The sequence below is a fragment of the Acidimicrobiia bacterium genome, assembly GCA_036271555.1.
In the GTDB taxonomy this organism is placed as follows: Bacteria; Actinomycetota; Acidimicrobiia; order IMCC26256; family PALSA-610; genus DATBAK01.
The window spans coordinates 114,795-137,013 of sequence record DATBAK010000083.1 but is presented as its reverse complement, the minus strand read 5'-3'; the positions used below and the strand labels follow the sequence as shown (position 1 = coordinate 137,013).

Below are 22,219 nucleotides of genomic sequence, written 5' to 3'. Positions count from 1 at the left end.
CGCGAAGGCGGTGGGTCCGCACGAGACGCGCATCGCTCGGATCTACACCGAGTACCAACGGCGGCTGAACGAAGCCTCCGCGGTCGACTTCGACGACCTGCTGCTGCTCAGCGTGCGGCTGTTCCGCGAGCACCCGGACGCGCTCGCGCGCTGGCAACAGCGCTTCTCACACGTGCTCGTCGACGAGTTCCAGGACACGAACCTCGCGCAGTGGGAGCTCGTCCGGCTGATCTCCGAAAGCCACCGCAGTGTCATGGCGGTCGGCGACGCCGATCAGTCGATTTACAAGTTCCGCGGGGCCGATTACCGCAACCTCGCGCGCTTCGAAGAAGTGTTCCCCGACGCGACGATCATCGTGCTCGATCAGAACTACCGCTCGACGCAGAGGATCCTCGACGCCGCGAACGCGGTGATCGCGAACAACGCGGCCCGGCGGCCGAAGCACCTCTGGACCGAGCAGGGCGAGGGCGCGCCGATCGTGCGCTACGAGGCCGAGGACGAGCACGACGAAGCCGCGTTCGTCGTGAGCGAGATCCGCAGGCTCACCGACACGGCCGATCATCGCTTCGGCGACATCGCCGTCTTCTACCGCACGAACGCGCAGAGCCGCGTGGTGGAGGAGTCGCTCGTACGCGCGGGGATCCCGTACCGCGTGTACGGCGGCGTGAAGTTCTACGACCGCCGCGAGGTGAAGGACGCGCTCGCGTACCTGCGCGCGCTCGTGAACCCCGACGACGAAGTGTCGTGGAAGCGGATCGTCAACACGCCGAAGCGGGGCGTGGGCGACACCTCGGTTGCGAAGGTCGAGTCGTACGCGCAGGGCGCCGGGGTGCCGTTCCGCGAGGCGTTGCAGGCGGCTGCGACCGCGGGCGTGGCCGGCAAGGCGCTCGGCGCCATCCGCGACCTGCTCGATCTGCTCGACGACGTGGCCGACGAGGCCGACGGCGGTGTCGGGCACACGATCGAGATCATCCTCGAGCGCACCGGCTACCTCTCGGAGCTGCGCTCGGAGCGGTCGGTCGAGTCCGAGGGCCGCATCGAGAACCTGCAGGAGCTGATCGGCGTCGCTGCGGAGTTCGACGACCAGGTGAACGCGGGCGACCTCGGCGGGCTCGTCGCGATCGGTGGGCTCGCCGCGGGCGATCCCGACCAACCGCAGGGCCGCAGCGCGGGCGAGCTCGGGGCGCTCGAACGGGTGCAGGCGTTCCTCGAGGCGGTGTCGCTCGTCACCGATCTCGACTCCGACGACCCCGACCAGAGCGCGGTCACGCTCATGACGCTGCACTCGGCGAAGGGACTCGAGTTCCCGGTCGTCTTCATGCTCGGCCTCGAAGACGGCGTGTTCCCGCACGTGCGCAGCCTCGGCGAACCCGACGAGCTCGAGGAGGAGCGCCGGCTCTGCTACGTCGGTATCACGCGCGCGCAGGAGCGCCTCTACCTGCTGCACGCGTGGAGCCGCATGCTCTTCGGCTCCACCGACTACCACCCACCGAGCCGGTTCCTGGAGGAGATCCCCGGGGAGCTCGTCGAGGTGTCGGGCGCGCCGCGTGCGCGTCGGGGCGCGGCCGGTCACCGCGATGCGGTGGTGTCGGCGGCGATCCGGCGCAGCCGGGAGCTCGTCGGTGGAGGCGAGGCGGCGACCGGCGGCGGTGGCGGGTTCGGCATGTCGACCGCGTCGACCGGCGCGCGCGGCGCCGACCAATTGGGCCTCCGGATCGGTGACGACGTGCACCACGAGAAGTTCGGAGAAGGCGTGATCATCGACATCAACGGCGGGGGCGACAAGGCCGAGGCGACGGTGCGCTTCCGCGACGTCGGCGAGAAGGTCCTGCTGCTCGCGTGGGCACCCTTGAGTCGCGTATGACGACGCTCGACGACTTTGCAGCGCTCGCCGCACGCGACCACGGGCTCGTCGTCGTCACGACGCAGCGCGCCGATCACACGATGCAGGCGTCGGTCGTGAACGCGGGCGTGCTCGAGCACCCGCGCACGGGCCAGCGGGTCCTCGGGCTCGTGGCGCGCAGCGACAGTCTGAAGATCAAGCACGTGCGCGTGCGGCCGCGCGTCACGGTGGTCGCGCGCGCGAGCTGGGAGTGGGCCGCGGTCGAAGGCGACGCCGACGTGATCGGTCCCGACGATCCCGCGCCCGGCATCGACGCCGAGGAGCTGCGCGTCCTGCTCCGTGCGGTCTTCGTCGCTGCCGGCGGCGCGCACGACGACTGGCCGACCTACGACCGGGTCATGGCCGAGGAGCGCCGCGCCGCACTGTTCGTCACGCCCCGGCGCGTCTACTCGAACGGCTCATGACCGACGACGAGAAGCTGCTCGCGAAGAAGCGCGCCGCGGCCGCGCATCCCGATCGTCCGGGCGAGCGTTGCAACGCGCCCGCCGGCACCTGGACGCCGCGCGTCGACCATTCGAAGTGCGAGGCGAAGCACGACTGCGTCGACGTCTGTCCGAACGACGTCTTCGAGGTGCGGCGTATCGACGATGCCGATTTCAAGGCCCTCGGCCTGGTCGCGAAGCTCAAGGTGATCGCGCACAAGCGTCAGACCGCGTACACGCCCCGCGCCGCGGACTGTCACGCGTGCGGGCTCTGCGTCGTCGCGTGCCCCGAGCACGCGATCACGCTCGGCGCACCGACCGCGGGCTGAACCGACTCAGGCCGGCACGGGCACGACGTACACGGAAAAAACGGAGTCGCGCGCGCGGTCGACAAGTGAGTCGTAGCGTGCCGCGAGCCGCGCGAGCGCGGGCGCGGTCTCGATCCAGTGCTGCTGCGCGAGCAGTACGAGCGTGTGATGACGCAGCACGCGATTCCAGTCCGGTGTCGCGCGCGCGAGCTCGCGCAGCGAACCGCGGATCAGCGGCGCCTCGCTGTGCACGCGGGCGTTCTCACCCGCACGCGTGAGGCGAGGCGGTGTGCGCGCGAGGCCGGCGACGAGCTCCCCTCGCGCGCGCGTCAGCTCCGAAGGCAGCGTGGGCGCGGAGTCGAAGCGGGCGACGCGACGCGCGCCCTCGGGTCCCGCGGCCCGTTCGGTACTGCTGACGACGAGCAGGCGCGGGATGTGCGACTGGCGGGGCACGCCGTGATGCGCGCCGAGGTACGGGTCGCCGGCGAGGACGCGGATGTCGTAGCCGTGCCGCACGAGGTCCCACATCACGCCGAACCCGGTGCTGATGAACGCGTGGGTGCCGGCGAGCGTGAGCAGATACGGCCCGTGCTCCGGCAGCGCGGTCCGCACCTGCTTCGTGAGCGCGGTGACGGCGCGCGTGTCGTCGTTCGCCACGGCGATGGCCGGGCTGCGCCGCGCCGACGCGATCACGCCGCCCGCGACGATCACGACGACGACGACGGCGGCCAACGCGCGTCGCGCGCCCGCGCGCACGAGGGCGATCCGCGCCGTGAACCAGGCTTCGAGCGCGCGCCCGACCACGAGCACGATCGCGATCCATGCGTACACGCTCACGATCCACACGAAGCGCAGCCGGTACGGCGTCGGACCGCCAAACGCGATCGGGAGCTTCGCGAGCACGTACCACGCGCCGCCGAGCGTCACGAGCGTGAGCACGGCGAGCCGCGTGAACGCGGGCGTCGATGACCGCAGTGCGCCAGCCGCGAGCGCCAGCAGCACGACGATCGCCGACAGCGTGGTCCACCACCCCACCGGTCGCAGCAGCGCGGCGTTCGCCGCGAACGTCGCCTGGTGACGCGCGAACAACGGCGGGATCGCGAGTGCACGCAACACGTACCGCGACGAGACCTCGAAACCCAGCGGGTGCTGCGACGAACCGCCCAGCGAGTTCCAGAGTCGGGTCACGTTCCCACCGTGGTGGAAGAGCTGATCCCACGCGGCCGTCCACCAACACACGGCGAGCACGACGACGGTCGCGATCCACGAGCGCCGACGCGTCCGCCGCCACGCGTCCACGCGGACGCTGCGCCGGTTCACACCGCGTTCGCTCAACACCAGTGCAACCAACGCCGCGATCGTCACCGCGACGACCGGCACCACGTAGAGCACGTGGCACTGCATCGTGAAGCTGCCGACGAGCGCGGCGAGCGGGAGCGCGACGCGATCGCCGTTCGCGAACGCCCACGCGAGCACGAGGAACAGCAGGAACGGCATGAGTGCCGCGTACGGATTCCAGATCTGCACCGTGACGTCGCGGCCCAGCCCCACGAGGAGGATCGAGATCGCGAGCAGCGCGACGAGCGCGCCCACCGAGCCCGCGTGCCGCCGCATCACCCACGCGATGCCGGCGATGCACACGACGTTGAGCAACGCGATCGCGATCACGAGCGCGTTCGGCGACGAGCGGCCCACGAGATCGGGGATCGCGAACCACCAGAAGAGCATCGGTCCGAGGTGGTGCGCGGTGCCGCCCCCGGTCACCCGCACGCCCGCGCTGATCGTCGACGGCATCCCGAGCAGTGGCGTGTTCCCGCTGAAGACGTCGTGCGAGATGCGCGCGATCGCGGCTTCGTCGTCGGCCGGTTGCCAGTGCTCGGCGATCCGCGCGCCGGCGGCGACGATCACCGGTGCGATCGCGGCCAGCAACGCGACCAGCGTCAACCCGTCGATCGTTCGGAACCGCGAGCGGGTCACCGGTTCGCCGGACGCCCCCGCCCCCTCGGCCGTCACCCGCGGGACGCTACCTCGCAACCGGGCGAGCGGTTCGGGGCTACGTCCGGGGCGCGAACGGGTCCCATGCGCCGGGTGCGGTCGCCAGGAACCGTTCGATCCGCGCGCGCACCTGCTCGGGCGCCAGCGCGCTCGCGTCGCCGGCGCGCAGGCGCAGCTGCGGCGTGAGCGCGCCGGGCGGATCCGCTTCCCACACGGCGGCGCCGGGCTCGAGCGCGGTGAGCGAGCCCGCGAGCGGTGCAAGGTCCGGGCGCGCCAGCACCGGATGCGAGACGAACATCACCCACGACTCGTAGCGCAGCTCGAGCCGGAACCGATGGTCCTGCACGAGCAGGATCCGCAGCCGATCGGTCGCGCGGTTCACGGCCATCGGGTGCACGGCCTCGGACCACTCCTGCGTGAAGCGGTGCGTCGCGCGCGCCGACCAGTCGTCGGGCACGGTCACGATCGCGAGGTCGAGCTCGGGCACTTCTTCGATCGTCACGACGCCGCGCGCGATCGCCTCCATCGACTCGCCGAGGTGCGCGTCCTCGTCTTCCCAGAGCGCGCGCACGCACTCGGGGCGATCGAGCCATTCGGTGAGCCGCGGCAACGACTCCTCGTACAGCACGGCGACCGTTTGCGGATAGGGCGCGTCGAGCAACGTGGCGTCGAGCGGCGACGTGCGCGGGTCTTCGAACGCGGCGATCGCGATCGCGAGCCGCGCCGCGTCGCGCGACGCGAAGCCGCCGAAGTCGCCCGCACGGGCGACGTCGATGACGAGGTCACGCCGGGCAACCGCAGCCGACGGATCGACGAGCGCGTACACCGACGTCAGCCCGTCCTGGTCGAAGTGGTTGTTCGACACGACGTCGATGCCGTCGAAGAGATCGGGACGGTCGAGCGCGAGGAACGCGCTCTGTGCCGAGAGATCGGCGCGCACCTCGACCGGCGTCGGGCTGCCCGGCCAGTGCGAGAGCGTGAGCCGGGTGCTCGGTGCGGCCGCGCCGTCGACCACGACGTTGGGCGTGGCGCCGAGGTCGTCGTAGGGAACGAAGCGCAACGGGAGCACCCGGGAAGCCTACGGCCGAGGGCTGCAATTCCGCAAGAACCAACTTGCGAATTTCAGGCGACCGTCGTGACCGAGCCCTCGTCGCCGAAGTCGATGATCCAGCTGCCCTTGAAGTCGCCGGTTCCGACCGCGGTCTTGTAGAAGTCGAGCTGCCCGAGCGTCACCTGCCTGCCGTCGCAGGTCCACTCGTCGTTCGACGGCTTCCAGTCGACCGTGCAGCCCGTCGACGCGACCGTCGGCTTGATGGCGACCAGGCGTCCGTTACGCAGCGCGAGCCAGTAGCGGCAGCCGCCGCTCACGGCGACGTAGCTCGGTGCGGTCGCGGCGCGCGGCACGAGGTCGGTGAGGCTGCCGCCGTTCACCCGTCCGCACGGTCCGGTCTTGCCGCCGCGGGAGAGGAAGAGGATCGAGCCGGCGATGAAGAACCCACCGAGCACGACGATCGCGGTGACGATCGCGAGCAACTTCACGTCGCTCGTCCGTTGGTTCTTCGACGCGATCGTGCTCATCGAGCGTGCCTGGCCGGTCCCGCGGACCCCTCGCTAGGGTGTCGCCGCTGACCGGAGCCGCCGGCCCGGGCGGAGGAGGAGTCGTTGCTGCGACGCTACCGCGTCGTCATCGCCAAGCCCGGACTCGACGGGCACGATCGTGGTGCGAAGGTGATCGCGCGGGCCTTGCGGGACGCGGGCTTCGAGGTCGTCTACACCGGGCTCTTCCAGACTCCGCAACAGGTCGTCGAGGCGGTGCTCCAGGAGGACGCCGACGCCCTCGGGCTGTCGGTGCTCTCGGGCGCGCACATGACGCTGATCCCCGCGGTCGTCGCGCGGCTCCGCGAGGTCGGCCTCGACGCCGTGCTCGTGTTCGCGGGCGGCATCATCCCCGACGCCGATCGCGCGTCGCTGCTCGAGACCGGCGTCGCGCAGGTCTTCACACCGGGCGCGGCGCTGCGCGAGGTCACCGACTGGCTCGAGTCCGCGCTCGACGCGCGCGAGAGCCACACTGCAGCGTCCGGCGGCCGCTAGTTCGTACACACAAGGCAGGAACAGCGAGCGGACGTATCAGATGGCGGGTGCAGCGCCGTGCCGAGCGGCAGCGAGATGCGACCATCAATGAGGAGCACACGTTGGATCTCTTCGAATATCAAGGCAAGCAGCTGTTCGCGCGCTACGGCATCCCCGTGTCGGCGGGCGGCACCGCCGACACGGTCGACGAGGCCGTCGCCGCGGGTGAATCCGCGGGCTATCCCGTCGTCGTGAAGGCGCAGGTCCAGGTGGGCGGGCGCGGCAAGGCGGGCGGGGTGAAGCTCGCCGAGAACGTCGACGAGCTGCGCACGCACGCGGGCAACATCCTCGGTCTCGACATCAAGGGTCACGTCGTGCGCCGGGTCTGGGTCGAGCACGCCTCCGACATCAGCGCCGAGTACTACGCGTCGTTCACGCTCGACCGCTCGGCGAAGAAGCACCTCGGCATGCTGTCGGCGAAGGGCGGTATCGAGATCGAGACGGTGGCGGACGAGGATCCGGACGCGATCGCGCGCATCGAGATCGATCCCGTCGACGGGTTGGCCGAGTCGGTCGCGCGCGACTGGGTGACGGCGGCGAAGCTCGACCCGAAGGCGAACGCGGGCGCGGTCGACATCCTGATGAAGCTCTACCGCGCCTACGAGGACGGCGACTGCGATCTCGTCGAGATCAACCCGCTCATCCTCACACCCGAGGGCAAGGTGCACGCGCTCGACGCGAAGGTGACCCTCGACGACAACGCGAAGTTCCGTCACCCGGAATGGTCGGAGCTCGAAGGGCTCGAGAAGCTCGACCCGCGCGAGCGCGACGCGTCCGAGAAGGGGCTGCAGTACGTCGGGCTCGACGGCGACGTCGGCGTGATCGCGAACGGCGCCGGACTCGCGATGGCGACGTGCGACATCGTGCACGAGGTCGGCGGCAAGCCCGCGAACTTCCTCGACATCGGTGGCGGCGCGAGCGCGCAGGTGATGGCGAACGCGCTCGGCGTCATCAACAACGACCCGAGCGTGAAGTCGATCTTCATCAACATCTTCGGCGGCATCACGAAGGGCGAAGAAGTCGCCAACGGGATCGTGCAGGCCCTCGGTGAGGTCGACATCGCGTCACCGATCGTCATCCGCCTCGACGGCACCAACGCCGATCTCGGGCGGGAGATCCTCAAGAGTCACGAGTCGGACCGGCTCGTCAGCAAGGCCACGATGATCGAAGCCGCGCGCGCGGCCGTCGAGCTCGCGAAGGGACGCTGAGAACCCCATGTCCATCCTCGTCGACAAGAACACGAAGGTCCTCGTGCAGGGCCTGACCGGCAACCAGGGCCGCTTCTACGGGCTGCGCAACCGCGACTACGGCACCAAGGTCGTCGCCGGTGTGCGCGCGGGCAAGGGCGGCACCGACGTCGAAGGCATCCCGGTGTACGACACCGTGAAGGACGCGGTCGCCGCGACCGGCGCGACGGTGTCGATGCTCATCGTGCCCGCGCCCGGGTGCCAGGAAGCGGTGAACGAGGCGGCGGAAGCCGGGCTCGAGCTCGTCGTCGTGCTCACCGAGGGCATCCCCATGCACGACGAGGCGCGCTTCTACAACCGGTTGCGCCGCGACTTCCCGTCGACCCGCATCCTCGGCCCGAACTGCCCCGGCGTCCTCACCCCCGGCGAGTGCAACATCGGCTTCATCCCCGCGGAGGTGGCGCAGGCGGGCGGGCCGGTCGGCATCGTGAGCCGCTCGGGCACGCTCACGTACCAGGCCCTGAACGAGCTCGGGGAGAAGGGCATCGGCGTCACGACGTGCGTCGGGATCGGCGGCGACCCCGTGCCGGGCACGAGCTTCATCGACTGCCTCGAGCTGTTCCAGGCCGACGACGCGACGAAGGCCGTGATCATGTTCGGCGAGATCGGTGGCTCGGCCGAGGAGGAAGCCGCCGACTTCATCGCGAAGAACATGACGAAGCCGGTCGTGAGCTACGTCGCCGGTGTGACCGCGCCGCCGGGCAAGAAGATGGGCCACGCGGGCGCGATCATCTCGGGCTCGAAGGGCACCGCGCAGGCGAAGATGGCCGCGCTCGAGGCTGCGGGCGTGCGCGTCGCGACGAACCCGACCGCGGCCGGCGAATTGATGGCCGAGGTGGTCGCGGGGCTGTAGGCCGCGTTACTCGAACGGCGGGTCGGGCGGCACGGGCGCGGGCGCGCCGTCGCCGGTGATCGGCTCGCGCAGGACGCGCGCGGCGAGCGCGGCGACGACCACCATCGCGGCGCCGAACACGATCGTGAACGCGCCGAACACCGACCCGACGTGCGAGTTGCTCCCCGAGTTCGTCGTCGAGTCGGCGATCTTGCCGGTCAGCAAAACCGCGCCGACGGTCGCGCCGAACGCGCCGATCCACACCGTGAACCGGCGGTGCGACTGCGCGCCGACCGCGCCGACGAACAGGCCCGCCGCGATGCTGAGGAGTCCGGCGACGACGACGTTGCCGGCCTTGTCGCCGAAGAAGATCACGGTGTCGATCATCGCGACGACCCCGGGGAGCACCGCGGCCGTCGCGACGCCGCGGTGGCCGCGCGCGTCGAGGACCGCGACGCCGATCAGGTAGACGACGCCGAACGCGAGTGACACCACGCCGAGTGCGCCGACGTCGGGTTCCTGCTGCCCGGTGAACGTGAAGTCGTTCTCCGGCGCGGGGCCGTTGGACGTGAAACTCCCGTCGGGGCTCGGGGTCAGGATGGTTCCGTCGGCGGAGCTCGATCCGATCGACGACGACACGCCGAACGGAAAGTCGGTCTGCGTGCTCACGTTGGAGACCTCGACGGTCGCCCACGTCAACGCCATCAGGAGCGCGAGCGCGAGGAGCAGTGGCCGCCCCTTCGCGGGCCCGACCGCGAACGCGCCGATCCAGGCGACGATCGTGATCGCGAAGAAGAGGCGCAGGTCGGCGACGGCGTGGATCCGGGGGAACTGCACGAATCCCATCGCGGCCGCGATGCAGATCGCGACGAGCGCGACTCCCGTCGACTCCAGCACGGTCGGGAGCCGGTCGACGAGCACGAGCCCGGCGACGACGGCGATCGCGCAGAACGCGAAGCCGGCCCAGCCCGCACCGTGACCGTCGTGCGGAGAGAGGTCGATCCCGAACGCGATCACGCCGATCGAGATGAGGACGCCGGCACCCCCGGCGATCGCGTTGGCGAGCCACGGGGTCGCGCGGGCCTCGACGCGCCACCCGCCCGCCACCGCGGGCGCACTGTCCATCACGAGTTGCCCCCCACTGCCGGTCGTGTGGTCGTCGTCAGGAAAGCGCGGGTCCGGTTGCCGCCGCGCCCTCGCGCGTGAGCATCACGCCGCCGACCGCGAGCCCGATGGAACCGAGGAGCATCAGCCAGAAGCCGAAACCGAAGTCGAGCACGCTGTTGTCGCGGATCAGGTACGCGAGCATCAGCAACGCGGCCTGGAAGCCGAGCACGACGTGGATCTGCGGCCACGTGAAGCCGAGAATCCGATCCGGAGTGCGCAGGCCACCCCACGCGGTCGCGGCGACCTGCACCGCCATGATCAGGCCGATCCACGCGGGGATCGCCGACACCGGGAACAGCGCGGCTTTGTTCCACGCGCTGTAGTTCGCGGTGCCGCCGATGGTCGTCGCACCGAAGGTCACGCGCGGCGCCTTGAACGTGTAGAACGCGAAGAACGACGCCAGGAACACGATGGCGCCGGCGATGACGACGACGATCCCGCCGGTCGTGGGCTTCTTGTTCATCGAACCGCTCCCGTGTTGCGCTCTTGCTGCAGCCGCACCGCTCCGACCGCGAGTGCGATCGCGGCGATGAAGTCGATCACGGCGCCCGCGCCGAGTCCGGGGTTGTCGGTCGCGAGGAAGAACAGCGTCAGCAACACCGCGAAGATCCCGAGCACGAGGTGGAGTTGCTCCCACGTGAAGCCGCCGACGCGGTCGGGGAGCGGCGAGCCCGCGAACCGCGTGAGCGCGATGTGCGCGCCCATCACGATGCCGTACAAGACCGGCAGCGTCGCGATGGGAAACAACCCGGTACCCCACGCGCTCGGCGCGTGGCTGTAGTAACCGAGGAATGATCCGATCAGCATCACTGCCGCCGCGCCCATGATCGTCCACTCCGCCGTCGTGGGCTTGGCCTTGTCCACGATGCCCCTCCGTGCGTTGTGATTTGCGCGAATCAGACCATGGATGCGCATCCGAGACAAGCACCGCGGACCGTTTGCCGCGCGGCACGCTCGGCAATAGGGTCCGGTCACGTGCGGGTCGGAGTGCTGGCGTCAGGAAGTGGCACCAACCTGCAAGCGATCCTCGACCGGGGCGTGCCGGTCGTCGTCGTCATCGCCGACCGCCAGTGTGCGGCGCTCGACATTGCGCGCAACGCGGGTATCGCCGCGGCGCTCGTCGAACGCGACGACTACGGATCGACCTTCGACCGGGTCGCGTACACACATCGCGTCGTCGACGAGCTCGCGGCGCACGGTGTGGAGCTCGTCGTGATGGCGGGATTCGGCACCATCCTCGAGAAGCCGATCCACGACGCGTTCCCGAAGCGCATCCTGAACACGCACCCCGCGTTGCTGCCTGCGTTCAAGGGCTGGCACGCGGTTCGCGAGACGCTCGAGGCCGGCGTGAAGATCACCGGTTGCACGGTGCACTACGCGATGTTGGACGTCGACGACGGGCCGATCCTCGCCCAGGAAGCGGTGCCGGTGCTCGACGACGACACGGAGGAGACGTTGCACGAACGCATCAAGGAGGTCGAGCGCCGCTTGTATCCCGAGGTGATCATGCAGGTGGTCCGCGAGCACGACGAGGCCGTGCGATGAGGAGCCAGGCGCAGACCGGCGGCGGGGTCGAGCCGGAGGTCGTAGCCGTATGAGGATCAAGGTCAAGCGCGCACTGCTGTCGGTGTTCGACAAGGCCGGGATCGAGGACCTCGCGCGCGCGCTCCACGAGCTCGGCGTCGAGCTCGTGTCGTCGAGCAACACGGCCCGGGCGATCGAAGCCGCCGGCATCCCGGTGACCCCGTTGTCGAGCGTGATCGACTTTCCGGAGATCCTCGACCACCGCGTCGTGACGCTCCACCCACGCGTGCACGGCGGCCTGCTCGCCGACCTCGGCAAACCCGAGCACCGCGCCGATCTCGAGCAGCACGGCATCACGCCGATCGAGCTCGTCGTGTCGAACCTGTATCCGTTCCGCGGGAAGCCGAGCATCGACACCATCGACATCGGCGGGCCCGCGATGACGCGCGCAGCGGCGAAGAACCATGAGTGGGTCACGATCGTCACGAGCGTCGAGCAGTACGAGCCGTTGCTCGCGGAGCTGCGCGCGAACGACGGCACGGTCGGCGACGACACCCGGCGCGCGTTCGCGGTCGAGGCGTTCGCGCGCACGGCTGCGTACGACGCCGCGATCGTGGGATGGCTCGAAGGCGACGACGATCCGTTGCCGAAGCACGTGTTGCTCCCACTCGAGCGCACCGACGACGAGTTGCGTTACGGCGAGAACCCGCATCAGCGTGCCGCGCGGTACCGCGAGATCGGCGCGCCCGGGTTCTGGGACACCGCGGTGAAGCACGGCAACTTCGCGCTGTCGTACCTCAACTTCTACGACGCCGAAGCCGCGTGGCGGCTCGTGCACGACCTGGGCTCCGGACCGGCGTGCGCGATCGTGAAGCACGCGAACCCGTGCGGGGTCGGTGTCGCCGACTCACTCGCGGAGGCGTACCGGCTCGCGCTCGATTGCGACGACAAGTCCGCGTTCGGCGGCATCGTCGCGTTCAACCACGTGGTCGACGACGCGACGGTCGAGGAGATGATCCCGGCACCGCAGGCCGACGTCGTGATCGCGCCGGGCTACGCACCCGGTGTCGTCGAGCGTCTGCTCGCGAAGCGCAAGCGCACGCGTGTGCTCGAAGCGCAACCACCCGAACGGCCGCTTCGGAACTTCCGTCAGAGCTCGGGCGGCTTTCTCGTGCAAGTACCCGACCACTTCGCGGCGACACGCGACACGTGGCGCGTCGTCACGAAGTTGCAGCCGACCGACGAGCAATGGCGCGATCTCGAGCTCGCGTGGCGGATCTGTGCGTACGTGAAGTCGAACGCCGTCGTGCTCGTGTCCGGTGGCCAGGCCGTCGGGATCGGCGCCGGTCAGCAGAGTCGCGTCGACGCGGCCGAGATCGCGGCGCGCAAGGCCGCGGGGCGCGCGAAGGGCGGGGCGTCGGCGACCGACGGCTTCTATCCCTTCCCCGACGGTGTCGAGGCCGCGGCCGCGGCCGGGGTCGCCGTGCTCGCCCAGCCCGGCGGCAGCACGAACGACGACGCCGCGATCGCGACGGCCGACGAGCTCGGCATGGCGATGGTGCTCACGGGCGAGAGGCACTTCAACCATTGAGCGCGATCCTCATGCCCGGTGCGCCCGTCGCGGCGGCGACGTTCGCGGATCTCGCGCCGCGCATCGCGGCGCTGATCGACGCCGGTCATCGGCCGGGTCTCGCGACGATCCTCGTCGGCGACGACGGCGCGAGCGCGGGCTACATCCGCATGAAGCAGGAGAAGGCGGTCGAGGTCGGGTTCACGTCACCGCACGTGCACCTGCCCGAGGACGCGTCGCAACTCGACCTCCTCGCCGCGATCCGCGAGCTCAACGACGACGACTCGGTCGACGCGATGCTCGTGCAACACCCGACGCCGCGACAGATCGACTACGAGGCCGCGCTCATCGAGGTCGATCCCGACAAGGACGTCGACGGGATGCACCCGACGAACCTCGGGCGGCTCGCGCTCGGCGTCCCCGGCCCGGTGCCGTGCACGCCCGCGGGCATCGAAGCGCTGCTCGCGCACTACGAGATCCCCGTGTCGGGACGCGAGGTCGTGATCCTCGGGCGGGGCTTCACGCTCGGGCGTCCGCTCTCGCTGCTGCTGTCGCAGAAGCGGCCGACCGCGAACGCGGCGGTGACGGTGGTGCACACGGGCGTACCCGACTGGCCGCGCTACACCCGGCGCGCCGAGATCGTGATCGCGGCCGCGGGCGTGCCCGGGATCCTGCAGCCCGAGCACGTCCAGCCCGGCGGAGTCGTGGTCGGTGGGGGCGTGCGCTACGAGGGCCGCAAGCTCCTGCCCGACGTCGACGAGCGCTGCGAGGAGGTCGCGGGCTGGATCACGCCGCGCATCGGCGGCGTCGGCCCGACGACGATCGCGATGCTCTTCCGCAACGCGGTCGAGTGCGCGGAACGGCGGGCGAAGAAGTGACCGCACCCGCGGGTCCGGTGCCCGGTGTCTGCATGCTCTGCGGCGCGCCGCTCGCGAGCGTCGACCGGTGCGGGGCGTGCGGGCTCGCGCAGGAAGGCGGTCCGGGGCGGCGCGATCCGTTCACCGGCCGCGTGCTCGTGTTCTTCGGTCTCCTGTTCGTCGCGGTGTACGCCGCCACCCTCTGCGTGGTGCTGCTCGCTCGCTAGCCCAATTTGCGGGGACGGCGTCAGGCCGCCACAACGGGCGGCGCCGCTTTGCGGTCCGCCCGAGCCGGGAGCTGAGGCGTCGGGGAGGGCGACGCTTGCGAGCCCGACCAGAAATCGCCGGCGGCCGCGCCCGTACGGCACGATGGCTGGTGTCGAATAGCGGTGGGAGTCACCTGTGCTGCTCGCCGAGCTGACCGTCCGTCACACCCGACGTCACATGCCGACCCGACGGGTCGCGCTCGATCACGCCTACCTGCCGATGACGGGTGCCGGGCACGGGCGCCTGCTGCTCCAGACGGTCGTCGCCGAGAACCTCGCCACCCTCGACGAGGAGCAGATCGAGCTCTTCCCGCGCCTGCTCGACGACGCGCGGCGCGGGCTCGGCGTCCCGCGCATCGCGCTGCGCTACCGGCTCCAGACCGACGTGCACGGCCTCGACCGCTCGCGTCACCGCGTGCTCGGTGAGGACGGCCGCGTCGTCGTCGAGCTCGACGTGCACGGCGCGTCGGTGCCACAGGTGCTCGGCGCGGTGCTCGCGGCCGGGTCGATGATCCCGACGAGTCGCGACGCCGCGATCCACGCGATCCGCCTCGTGCTCGAACGGCGCTACCGCTTTCCCGACGGCGTGATCCTGCGCCGGCTCGAGTACGGCGTCCCGCAGCCCGCGCCGCCGATGCCGGGAACGCACTGGGACCGTGGTCGCCCGCCGCAGGAGGTCGAGTGGTCGGGGGTGCCGTCGGAGCGCCGGTGGGCGATGGAGGTGCTCGGCCTGCGGGGTGGCATGGGGCTGGATCGCGACGACATCAACAGGCGCTTCCGGCGCCTGCTGCGCGACGCGCACCCCGATCACGGCGGCGCGCGCCACGAAGCCGCGGAGCGGATTGCCGAGCTCAGCGAGGCGCGTGACGTGCTGCTGGGATTCGCGGCCGCTTCGGCGGTTCCCGCAGCCGGCGATTAGCGTCGATGTCCTTGGGTCGCACTCGCTGCGCTCGCCGCTCCGGACGCGGGGCGGGAGCAGATCGGGTCGCTTGCTCGCTTCGCTCGCCGCTTGCCGGTGACGCACTGGAAGGGCGTGGAACGTGAAGAATCCAGTCCGGGTCGCGGTCACGGGCGCCGCCGGTCAGATCGGGTACAGCTTGCTGTTCCGCATCGCGAGCGGCGCGATGCTCGGCCCCGACCAGCCGGTCGTGCTGCACCTGCTCGAGATCACGCCCGCGCTCGGCGCGCTCGGCGGCGTCGTGATGGAGCTCGACGACTGCGCGTTCCCGTTGCTGCAGGGTGTCGTGCAGACCGACGACGCGAACCACGCGTTCGACGGCGTGAACATCGCGCTGCTCGTCGGTTCGCGTCCGCGCACGAAGGGCATGGAGCGCAAGGATCTGCTCGAGGCCAACGGCGCGATCTTCACGGTGCAGGGCAAGGCCCTCGCCGCGGGTGCCGCGAGCGACGTGCGCATCCTCGTCGTCGGCAACCCCGCGAACACGAACTGCCTCATCGCGATGAACAACGCGTCGGGCATCGGCCGCGACCGCTTCACCGCGATGACGCGGCTCGACCACAACCGCGCCAAGGCACAGGTCGCGGCGAAGGCGGGCGTGCCGGTCGCCGACGTCACGCGCATGACGATCTGGGGCAACCACTCGTCGACGCAGTACCCGGACGTGCTGCACGCCGAGGTCGGCGGCAAGAACGCGGCCGACGTGATCGGCGACCGCTCGTGGATCGAGCAGACGTTCATCCCGACCGTGCAGCAGCGGGGCGCCGCGATCATCGAGGCGCGCGGTTCCTCGTCCGCGGCGTCGGCCGCGAACGCCGCGGTCGACCACGTGCGGGACTGGATGCTCGGCTCGCCGAAGAACGACTGGGTGAGCATGGCAACGTGCTCCGACGGCTCGTACGGCGTCGCCGAGGGTCTGATCTCGGGCTTCCCCGTCACCACCAAGGGCGGCACCTACGAGGTCGTGCAGGGCCTCGAGATCGACTCCTTCTCGCGTGCGCGCATCGACGCCAGCGTGGCCGAGCTCCAGGAAGAGCGCGACGCGGTCGCGGACCTGGGCCTGTTGGGGTAGGTCTCCGCTGGTCTGGTCGGGCTCGCGAGCTTCGCCTCCCTGACGCCTCAGTCGCCGATCGAAGCCGCGCTGCTCGCTCCGCTCGCGCGCTCTGGCGAGAACCATCCGTAGACTCGGCGGCATGCGCGAGCTGCTCGGCACCGCGTGCCCGCTCGACTGTCCCGACACGTGCTCGCTGACGGTCACGGTCGACGACGGCCGACTCGTCGCCGTCGACGCGGGCCCCGGGAACCCGCTCACCGACGGCTTCATCTGCCAGAAGGTGAAGCATCACGCGCAGCGCGTCTACGCGCCCGAGCGCGTGCTCACGCCGCTCGTACGCACGGGCGAGAAGGGTGCGGGGGAGTTCCGCGCCGCGTCGTGGGACGAGGCACTCGACCTCGTCGTCTCGCGGATGCGTGACGCGGCGCAGCGCTTCGGCGCGCAGTCGGTCGTGCCGTACGTCTACAACTCGTCGGCGCCCGCGATGCAGAGTCTCCTCGTCGACCGCTTCTTCAAGCGCTTCGGCGCGTCGCGCGTCGACCACACGATCTGCGCGGCAACGCACGGAGCCGCGTGGTTCGAGATGTTCGGCGACATGCTGTCGGCCGATCCGCGCGACGTCGTGCACTCGCGACTGATCGTCGTGTGGGGCGCGAACCCGACGGTGTCGAACGTGCACTTCCCACCGTTGGTGAACGAAGCGCGCCGCAACGGCGCGCGCCTCGTCGTGGTCGATCCCCGCCGCACCGGGATGGCGCGCCGCGCCGACCGCCATCTCGCGCCGACGCCCGGAACCGACGTCGTGCTCGCGCTCGCGATGGCTGCACACCTGGAGCGCGCGAATCTGCTCGACGACGCGTTCTTGTCGCAGCACGCCGAGGGTGTCGACGAGTACCTGGAGGCGGCACGCCGGTGGACGCCCGAGGTCGCGGCACCGGTGTGCGGCATCGCCGCGACCGAGATCGCCGAGGCGGCGGAGGAGCTCGCGGCGTCGCGCCCGGCGATGGTGCGCGCGGGCTGGGGGCTCGAACGCAGCCGCAACGGCGGTTCCGCGTGCGCGTCGGTGTTCGCGCTGCCGGTGCTCACCGGGCAGTTCGGCGTGCCGGGCGCGGGAATCTTCGCGTCGCTCAGCGAGGCCGCGCCGTTGACGACCGGTCCGAGCGATCCCGCGGAACGTCACGATCCGCGCCCGCGTCACGTGAACATGAACCGGCTCGGGGCGATGCTCAACGACGACGATCTCGACCCGCCGATCGCGGTGCTGTTCGTGCAGGGCGCGAACCCCGCGGCGTCGAACCCGAACCAGCGCGCGGTGCACGCGGGCCTGCTGCGGGACGATCTCTTCACGGTCGTGCACGACCAGGTGATCACCGACACCGCGCGGTTCGCCGACGTCGTGCTGCCCGCGACGACGCACTTCGAGGCGCGCGACCTCGCGGTGTCGTACGGCGCGTACGTGCTCCAGGAGACACCGCAGGTCATCGACCGAGTCGGCGAGAGTCGTTCGAACAACGAGCTCGGCGCCGCGCTGGCCGAGCGCTTCGACTACCCGGCCGAGCGCTTCGACGCCGACCCCGCGACCGTGCTCGGGGGCGCGGTGACCGACGCCGGCGGCGCGTCGGGAGCGCGCCCCCTGCGGGACGAGGGCGAGACCGTGCAATTCCGCGACACGTTCCCGTCGTTCGCATCGAAGCGCGTGCAGCTCGCGCGGCTCACCCAGATTCGCGTGCCCACGTACCAGCCGCTCGACTCCGAGTATCCGCTCGCGTTGATCTCGCCGTCGTCGCCGAAGACGATCAACTCGATGTTCGGCGAGTTCGACGGACCGGAAGCAGTCGTGCGCGTGCATCCCGACGACGCGTCGCCGCGTGCGCTCGTCGACGGCGCAATGGTGCGCGTGTTCAACGAGCTCGGCGCGGTGGAGCTGCCCGTGCGCTTCGACGCGGACCTTCGTGCCGGCGTCGTGTCGATCCCGAAGGGCCTGTGGTGTCGCGCGACGAAGAGCGGGCTCACCGCGAACGCGCTCACGCCCGACTCGCTCTCCGACCTCGCCGGCGGCGCGACCTTCAACGACGCGCGCGTCGAGATCGCGGCCGCGTCTTGACGACGCGTGCCAGCACGAGCGCGCGAGCGGAGCGGCCTCGGCCGGTCACCGAGGCGTCGGGGAGGGCGAAGCTTGCGAGCCCGACCAGGAGAGCACAGTGGTGGGCGCAGGCGACGCCGATGGGTGCGATCGTCGTCGTCTCCGGGGCGGGTGGCGTGCGGCGAATCTGGTTCGAGCGCGACGACGGCGACGCGCTCGACACCGCGTCGCTCGTCGCCGACGCGCTCGAACGTCGCGACCGCGCGATCGCGCGTGAGCTCGAGCAATGGTTCTCCGGAACGCGGCGCGCGTTCGCGGTCGACGTCGACTGGCCCGTCGATCTCGCGCCGCTCGCCCGCACGGTGCTCGAGACGCTCGCCGCCGAGGTGCCGTGGGGCGAGACCGTGTCGTACGGCGAGCTCGCGGAGCTCGCGGGCCGTCCGCGCGCCGCGCGCGCGGTCGGGCGGATCATGGCGGGCAACGTCGTGCCGTTCGTGATCCCGTGCCACCGCGTCATCGCGGCGGGCGGTCGGATCGGTGGCTACGGCGGCGGACGGGACGCGCTCGGGCTCAAGCGCTGGTTGCTCGAACGCGAGGGTGTTCGCATCCGCGGTCAATGCCCGCCTGCCCGGAACGTTGCGGTACCTTCGCCGGCATGACGGAATACCGGATCGAGCACGATTCGATGGGCGAAGTTCGGGTGCCCGTCGACGCCCGCTGGGCCGCGCAGACGCAGCGCGCGGTCGAGAATTTTCCCATCTCCGGGCTGCGCATCGAACCGCGACTCGTGCGCGCGCTCGCGCTCGTCAAGGGCGAAGCCGCGCGCGTGAACACGCGGCTCAAGGAAGTCCCGAGTGTCACGAAGCCGATCGGCGACGCGATCGCGGCCGCCGCCGACGAGGTCGCGGCCGGCACGTGGGACGACCAGTTCCCGCTCGACGTGTACCAGACCGGTTCGGGCACGTCGTCGAACATGAACGCCAACGAGGTGATCGCGTCGCTCGCTACCGAGCGCCTCGGCCAGAGCGTGCACCCGAACGACCACGTGAACGCGTCGCAGTCGTCGAACGACGTGTTCCCGTCGGCGATCCACATCGCCGCGTGTGAAGCGGTCGTCGCCGATCTGTTGCCGGCGGTGCAGCATCTCGCGCGCGCGTTGCGCAAGAAGCAGCGTGAGTTCAAGAGCGTCGTGAAGTCGGGTCGCACGCACCTCATGGACGCGACGCCCGTCACGCTCGGACAGGAGTTCGGCGGTTACGCAGCGCAGGTCGAGGACGCGTCGGTGCGCTTCGAGGCGGTGCTCCCGCGCGTCGGCGAGCTGCCGCTCGGCGGCACCGCGGTCGGCACGGGGATCAACGCACCGAAGGCGTTCGCTCGCGGTGTCATCAAGGGTCTCGCGACGAAAACGGGCCTGCCGCTCACCGAGGCGCGCGACCACTTCGCGGCGCAGGGTGCGCGCGACGCGCTCGTCGACCTCTCGGGCGCCGCGCGCGTCTACGCGGTGTCGCTCGTGAAGATCGCGAACGACATCCGGTGGATGGGCAGCGGACCGCGCACCGGCCTCGCGGAGATCTTCATCCCCGATCTCCAGCCCGGTTCGTCGATCATGCCCGGCAAGGTGAATCCGGTGATGGCCGAGGCGGTCACGCAGGTCGCGGCGCAGGTGTTCGGCAACGACACTGCGATCGCGTTCGGAGCGTCGCAGGGCAACTTCGAGCTCAACGTCTACATGCCGATGATGGCGCGCAACCTGCTCGAGTCGCTGCGCCTGCTCTCGACCGTGTCGCGCCTCTTCGCCGACAAGTGCGTCAGCGGTATCGCTGCGAACGAAGCGCGCTGTAAGCAGTACGCGGAGGCGTCGCCGTCGATCGGCACGTCACTCAACCCGTACATCGGGTACGAGGCGGCGGCGAAGATCATCAAGGAGTCGGTGAAGACGGGCAAGTCGATCCGTCAGATCGTGCTCGCCAAGAAGTTGATGACCGCCGACGAGCTCGACCGCGCGCTCGACGTCGAGTCGATGACCCGCGGCGGGATCATCCATTAGCGCGCACGGCACCCGGCGCGCGGTCATCGCCGCGTTCCTGGCCAACCTCGGGATCGCCTTCGCCAAGCTCGCGGGCTTCCTGCTCACGCGCTCGGCGGCGATGCTCGCCGAGTCGATCCACTCGCTCGCCGACACCGGCAACCAGGCGCTGCTCCTGCTCGGCGCGCGGCGTGCCGATCGTCCCGCCGACGCCGCGCATCCGTTCGGATACGGGCCGGCGCGCTACTTCTGGGCGTTCGTCGTCGCGGTGGTGCTCTTCACGCTCGGCGGCGTGTTCGCGATCGTCGACGGCGTCGAGAAGCTGATCCACCCGCACGCGCTCGAGTCCGCGGTGTGGGCCTACGCCGTGCTCGGGATCAGCGTGGTGCTCGAGTCGCTGTCGTTCCGCACGGGGATCGGCGAGGCGCGACCGTTGCGCGGCGACCGCACGTGGTGGCAGTTCATCCACCGCACGAAGAACCCCGAGCTCCCGGTCGTGTTGCTCGAGGACTTCGGCGCGCTCATCGGCCTCGCCTTCGCGCTGATCGGGATCGCGCTCGCGGAGGTGTTCCACCAACCGCGGTTCGACGCGATGGGCAGCCTCGCGATCGGTGTCCTGCTCGTCGGAATCGCGATCGTGCTCGCGATCGAGATGGCGAGCCTGCTCATCGGCGAGGCCGCGTCGCCCGAAGACGTGGCGACGATCTCGGACGCGCTGCTCGGCGCGCCGTCGGTGCGACGCATCATCCACATGCGCACGCAGCACCTCGGCCCCGACGACGTGATGGTTGCCGCGAAGCTCGAGTTCGATCGTTCGTTGTCGATCGAACAGCTCGCGCACGCGATCGACGGTGCCGAAGCGCGGCTGCGGGCCGCGTGTCCCGCCGCGCGCCTCGTGTTCATCGAGCCCGACCTCTACCGCGAGCTGCCGACCTCCGAGTCGTAGCCGACATGGGTCTTGGCCCAGCCCGCGACGACGTCGACGAAGCGCTCGGGCTGCTCCATCATCGGCACGTGGCCGCAGTGCTCGAAGACCTCCAGCGTCCAGTCCGGTCGGCGGCGCGCCGCGCCGCGCGCGAGCGACACGGGCACGAGCCGGTCGAGCGCGCCGTGTACGACCAGCGTCGGCGCGGTGATCGCGCGCAGGTCGGCGGTCATGCCGCGTGTCGTGTAGGCGAACAGCGAACGGATCGCGTCGTGATACGCGCGCGCGGAGTCGTTCCCCCTCGCGCGGTACTGCGTCAGGTCGATCATGTGCCGGCGCAGCGTGGCGTCGATGGCGTGTGGTTGCGCGCACACGATGCGCAGGCTCGTGTCGACGGTGCCGGCGGGACCGAGCTGGCGCATTCGCATCCGCACGAGCCGGGGCCCGGCGATCGGCACCGCCGCGGCCGCGAGACCGCGCAGGTTGAAGAGTCCGTCGACGGTCTCGCGCATCCCCGGCGGTCGCAGCGGGCGGGGGAGCGCGGCGTCGACGAGGACGAGGCCGCGCACCAGCTCCGAGCGACGCGCCGCGAGCCCGGCGGCGAGCGCCCCGCCCATCGAGTTGCCGACCACGAGGGCGGGTCCCGTCGACTCGACGAGGTCGGCGAGGAGGTGGCCGTTCACGCCGAGGCTCGCGCGGTGCGTGCCGAGCGCGGTGCGCCCGAAGCCTCCGAGGTCGAAGGCGACGACGCGTGTCGCGAGCCGGCGCGCGAGCGGACCGCCGACCAGCTCCCAATTCACCGTGCTGCCACCGAGCCCGTGGACGAGCACGACCGGCGGCGCGTCGGTGCGCGCGTCGTCGGCGTGCCACTCGACCGCGTGCACGAGCCGATCGCCGACCGGATACCACGTCTCGTGCATCGCGTCGTGGCGGTTCATCATGCGGCTTCGGC

At 70.7% G+C, this 22,219-nt stretch carries 23 protein-coding genes; 16 read left to right on the top strand and 7 right to left on the bottom strand.

Annotation, left to right across the window (positions count from 1 at the left end; translation table 11 throughout):
- From VH914_18995 to VH914_18985, 3 genes are all read left to right on the top strand, one after another.
- On the top strand, window positions 1-1,864 hold a 1,864-nt coding region (locus VH914_18995), incomplete at its 5' end, for a 3'-5' exonuclease (GenBank protein HEX4493298.1).
- The gene (locus tag VH914_18990) at window positions 1,861-2,307 is read left to right on the top strand and encodes a pyridoxamine 5'-phosphate oxidase (protein HEX4493297.1); all 447 of its coding nucleotides are present in this window, start codon (window positions 1,861-1,863) and stop codon (window positions 2,305-2,307) included. The genes VH914_18995 and VH914_18990, both read left to right, overlap by 4 nt.
- Window positions 2,304-2,654, top strand: coding sequence for a ferredoxin family protein (locus tag VH914_18985; protein HEX4493296.1), 351 nt, complete (start codon window positions 2,304-2,306; stop codon window positions 2,652-2,654). The genes VH914_18990 and VH914_18985 overlap by 4 nt, the downstream gene beginning before the upstream one ends.
- Window positions 2,655-2,660: 6 nt before the next feature.
- On the opposite strand, the gene VH914_18980 is transcribed toward VH914_18985, so the two are convergent.
- From VH914_18980 to VH914_18970, 3 genes are read right to left on the bottom strand one after another with little or no spacing between them, the layout of a single operon-like run.
- Window positions 2,661-4,646: a hypothetical protein gene (locus VH914_18980; GenBank protein ID HEX4493295.1), complete on the bottom strand. Its 1,986-nt coding sequence runs from the start codon at window positions 4,644-4,646 to the stop codon at window positions 2,661-2,663.
- 40 nt (window positions 4,647-4,686) lie between these two features.
- Complete coding sequence (locus tag VH914_18975; GenBank protein HEX4493294.1) at window positions 4,687-5,697, bottom strand: DUF6687 family protein; 1,011 nt, start codon at window positions 5,695-5,697, stop codon at window positions 4,687-4,689.
- A 53-nt stretch (window positions 5,698-5,750) separates the two neighbouring features.
- Window positions 5,751-6,206 (bottom strand): hypothetical protein, encoded by a 456-nt coding sequence (locus VH914_18970; GenBank protein HEX4493293.1) that lies wholly within the window; start codon window positions 6,204-6,206, stop codon window positions 5,751-5,753.
- 84 nt (window positions 6,207-6,290) lie between these two features.
- Between VH914_18970 and VH914_18965 the strand changes: the two genes are divergently transcribed.
- The 3 genes from VH914_18965 (at window position 6,291) to sucD (ending at window position 8,858) form a co-directional block, all read left to right on the top strand.
- Window positions 6,291-6,719 carry a cobalamin B12-binding domain-containing protein gene (locus tag VH914_18965; protein HEX4493292.1) on the top strand — a complete coding sequence of 143 codons (429 nt, stop codon included), beginning with the start codon at window positions 6,291-6,293 and terminating at the stop codon, window positions 6,717-6,719.
- Window positions 6,720-6,820: 101 nt separating this feature from the next.
- On the top strand, window positions 6,821-7,966 hold the full coding sequence (sucC, locus tag VH914_18960; protein HEX4493291.1) for an ADP-forming succinate--CoA ligase subunit beta: 1,146 nt from the start codon (window positions 6,821-6,823) through the stop codon (window positions 7,964-7,966).
- A gap of 7 nt (window positions 7,967-7,973) precedes the next feature.
- The gene (gene sucD / locus VH914_18955) at window positions 7,974-8,858 is read left to right on the top strand and encodes a succinate--CoA ligase subunit alpha (protein HEX4493290.1); all 885 of its coding nucleotides are present in this window, start codon (window positions 7,974-7,976) and stop codon (window positions 8,856-8,858) included.
- A gap of 6 nt (window positions 8,859-8,864) precedes the next feature.
- On the opposite strand, the gene VH914_18950 is transcribed toward sucD, so the two are convergent.
- The 3 genes from VH914_18950 to VH914_18940 are packed head-to-tail and all read right to left on the bottom strand — an operon-like array spanning window position 8,865 to window position 10,868.
- The gene (locus VH914_18950) at window positions 8,865-9,962 is read right to left on the bottom strand and encodes a hypothetical protein (protein HEX4493289.1); all 1,098 of its coding nucleotides are present in this window, start codon (window positions 9,960-9,962) and stop codon (window positions 8,865-8,867) included.
- Window positions 9,963-9,999: 37 nt separating this feature from the next.
- On the bottom strand, window positions 10,000-10,467 hold the full coding sequence (locus tag VH914_18945) for a hypothetical protein (GenBank protein ID HEX4493288.1): 468 nt from the start codon (window positions 10,465-10,467) through the stop codon (window positions 10,000-10,002).
- Window positions 10,464-10,868, bottom strand: coding sequence for a hypothetical protein (locus VH914_18940; protein HEX4493287.1), 405 nt, complete (start codon window positions 10,866-10,868; stop codon window positions 10,464-10,466). Before VH914_18940 ends, VH914_18945 begins: the two co-directional genes overlap by 4 nt.
- A gap of 111 nt (window positions 10,869-10,979) precedes the next feature.
- On the opposite strand from VH914_18940, the gene purN reads away from it, so the two are divergent.
- The 10 genes from purN to VH914_18890 all read left to right on the top strand — a co-directional run bounded on the left by purN (window position 10,980) and on the right by VH914_18890 (window position 21,288).
- Entirely contained in the window at window positions 10,980-11,549 is a 570-nt protein-coding gene (gene purN, locus VH914_18935; protein HEX4493286.1) for a phosphoribosylglycinamide formyltransferase, read from the top strand.
- A gap of 49 nt (window positions 11,550-11,598) precedes the next feature.
- The gene (gene purH, locus VH914_18930) at window positions 11,599-13,119 is read left to right on the top strand and encodes a bifunctional phosphoribosylaminoimidazolecarboxamide formyltransferase/IMP cyclohydrolase (protein HEX4493285.1); all 1,521 of its coding nucleotides are present in this window, start codon (window positions 11,599-11,601) and stop codon (window positions 13,117-13,119) included.
- An 11-nt stretch (window positions 13,120-13,130) separates the two neighbouring features.
- Window positions 13,131-13,976: a tetrahydrofolate dehydrogenase/cyclohydrolase catalytic domain-containing protein gene (locus VH914_18925; GenBank protein HEX4493284.1), complete on the top strand. Its 846-nt coding sequence runs from the start codon at window positions 13,131-13,133 to the stop codon at window positions 13,974-13,976.
- The gene (locus VH914_18920) at window positions 13,973-14,182 is read left to right on the top strand and encodes a hypothetical protein (GenBank protein ID HEX4493283.1); all 210 of its coding nucleotides are present in this window, start codon (window positions 13,973-13,975) and stop codon (window positions 14,180-14,182) included. Before VH914_18925 ends, VH914_18920 begins: the two co-directional genes overlap by 4 nt.
- 217 nt (window positions 14,183-14,399) lie before the next feature.
- A complete protein-coding gene (locus VH914_18915) occupies window positions 14,400-15,140 on the top strand; it encodes a J domain-containing protein (protein ID HEX4493282.1) in 741 nt (246 codons plus the stop codon).
- A gap of 121 nt (window positions 15,141-15,261) precedes the next feature.
- Window positions 15,262-16,251: a malate dehydrogenase gene (locus VH914_18910; GenBank protein ID HEX4493281.1), complete on the top strand. Its 990-nt coding sequence runs from the start codon at window positions 15,262-15,264 to the stop codon at window positions 16,249-16,251.
- Window positions 16,252-16,372: 121 nt separating this feature from the next.
- Entirely contained in the window at window positions 16,373-18,337 is a 1,965-nt protein-coding gene (locus VH914_18905; GenBank protein ID HEX4493280.1) for a molybdopterin-dependent oxidoreductase, read from the top strand.
- A gap of 119 nt (window positions 18,338-18,456) precedes the next feature.
- Window positions 18,457-18,975 carry a methylated-DNA--[protein]-cysteine S-methyltransferase gene (locus tag VH914_18900; GenBank protein ID HEX4493279.1) on the top strand — a complete coding sequence of 173 codons (519 nt, stop codon included), beginning with the start codon at window positions 18,457-18,459 and terminating at the stop codon, window positions 18,973-18,975.
- Entirely contained in the window at window positions 18,972-20,363 is a 1,392-nt protein-coding gene (locus tag VH914_18895; protein HEX4493278.1) for a class II fumarate hydratase, read from the top strand. Before VH914_18900 ends, VH914_18895 begins: the two co-directional genes overlap by 4 nt.
- Window positions 20,359-21,288: a cation diffusion facilitator family transporter gene (locus VH914_18890; protein HEX4493277.1), complete on the top strand. Its 930-nt coding sequence runs from the start codon at window positions 20,359-20,361 to the stop codon at window positions 21,286-21,288. Before VH914_18895 ends, VH914_18890 begins: the two co-directional genes overlap by 5 nt.
- Here VH914_18890 and VH914_18885 read toward each other — a convergent pair.
- A complete protein-coding gene (locus VH914_18885; GenBank protein HEX4493276.1) occupies window positions 21,258-22,208 on the bottom strand; it encodes an alpha/beta hydrolase in 951 nt (316 codons plus the stop codon). The two genes, VH914_18890 and VH914_18885, sit on opposite strands and share 31 nt — an antisense overlap.
- Window positions 22,209-22,219 lie beyond the last annotated feature (11 nt).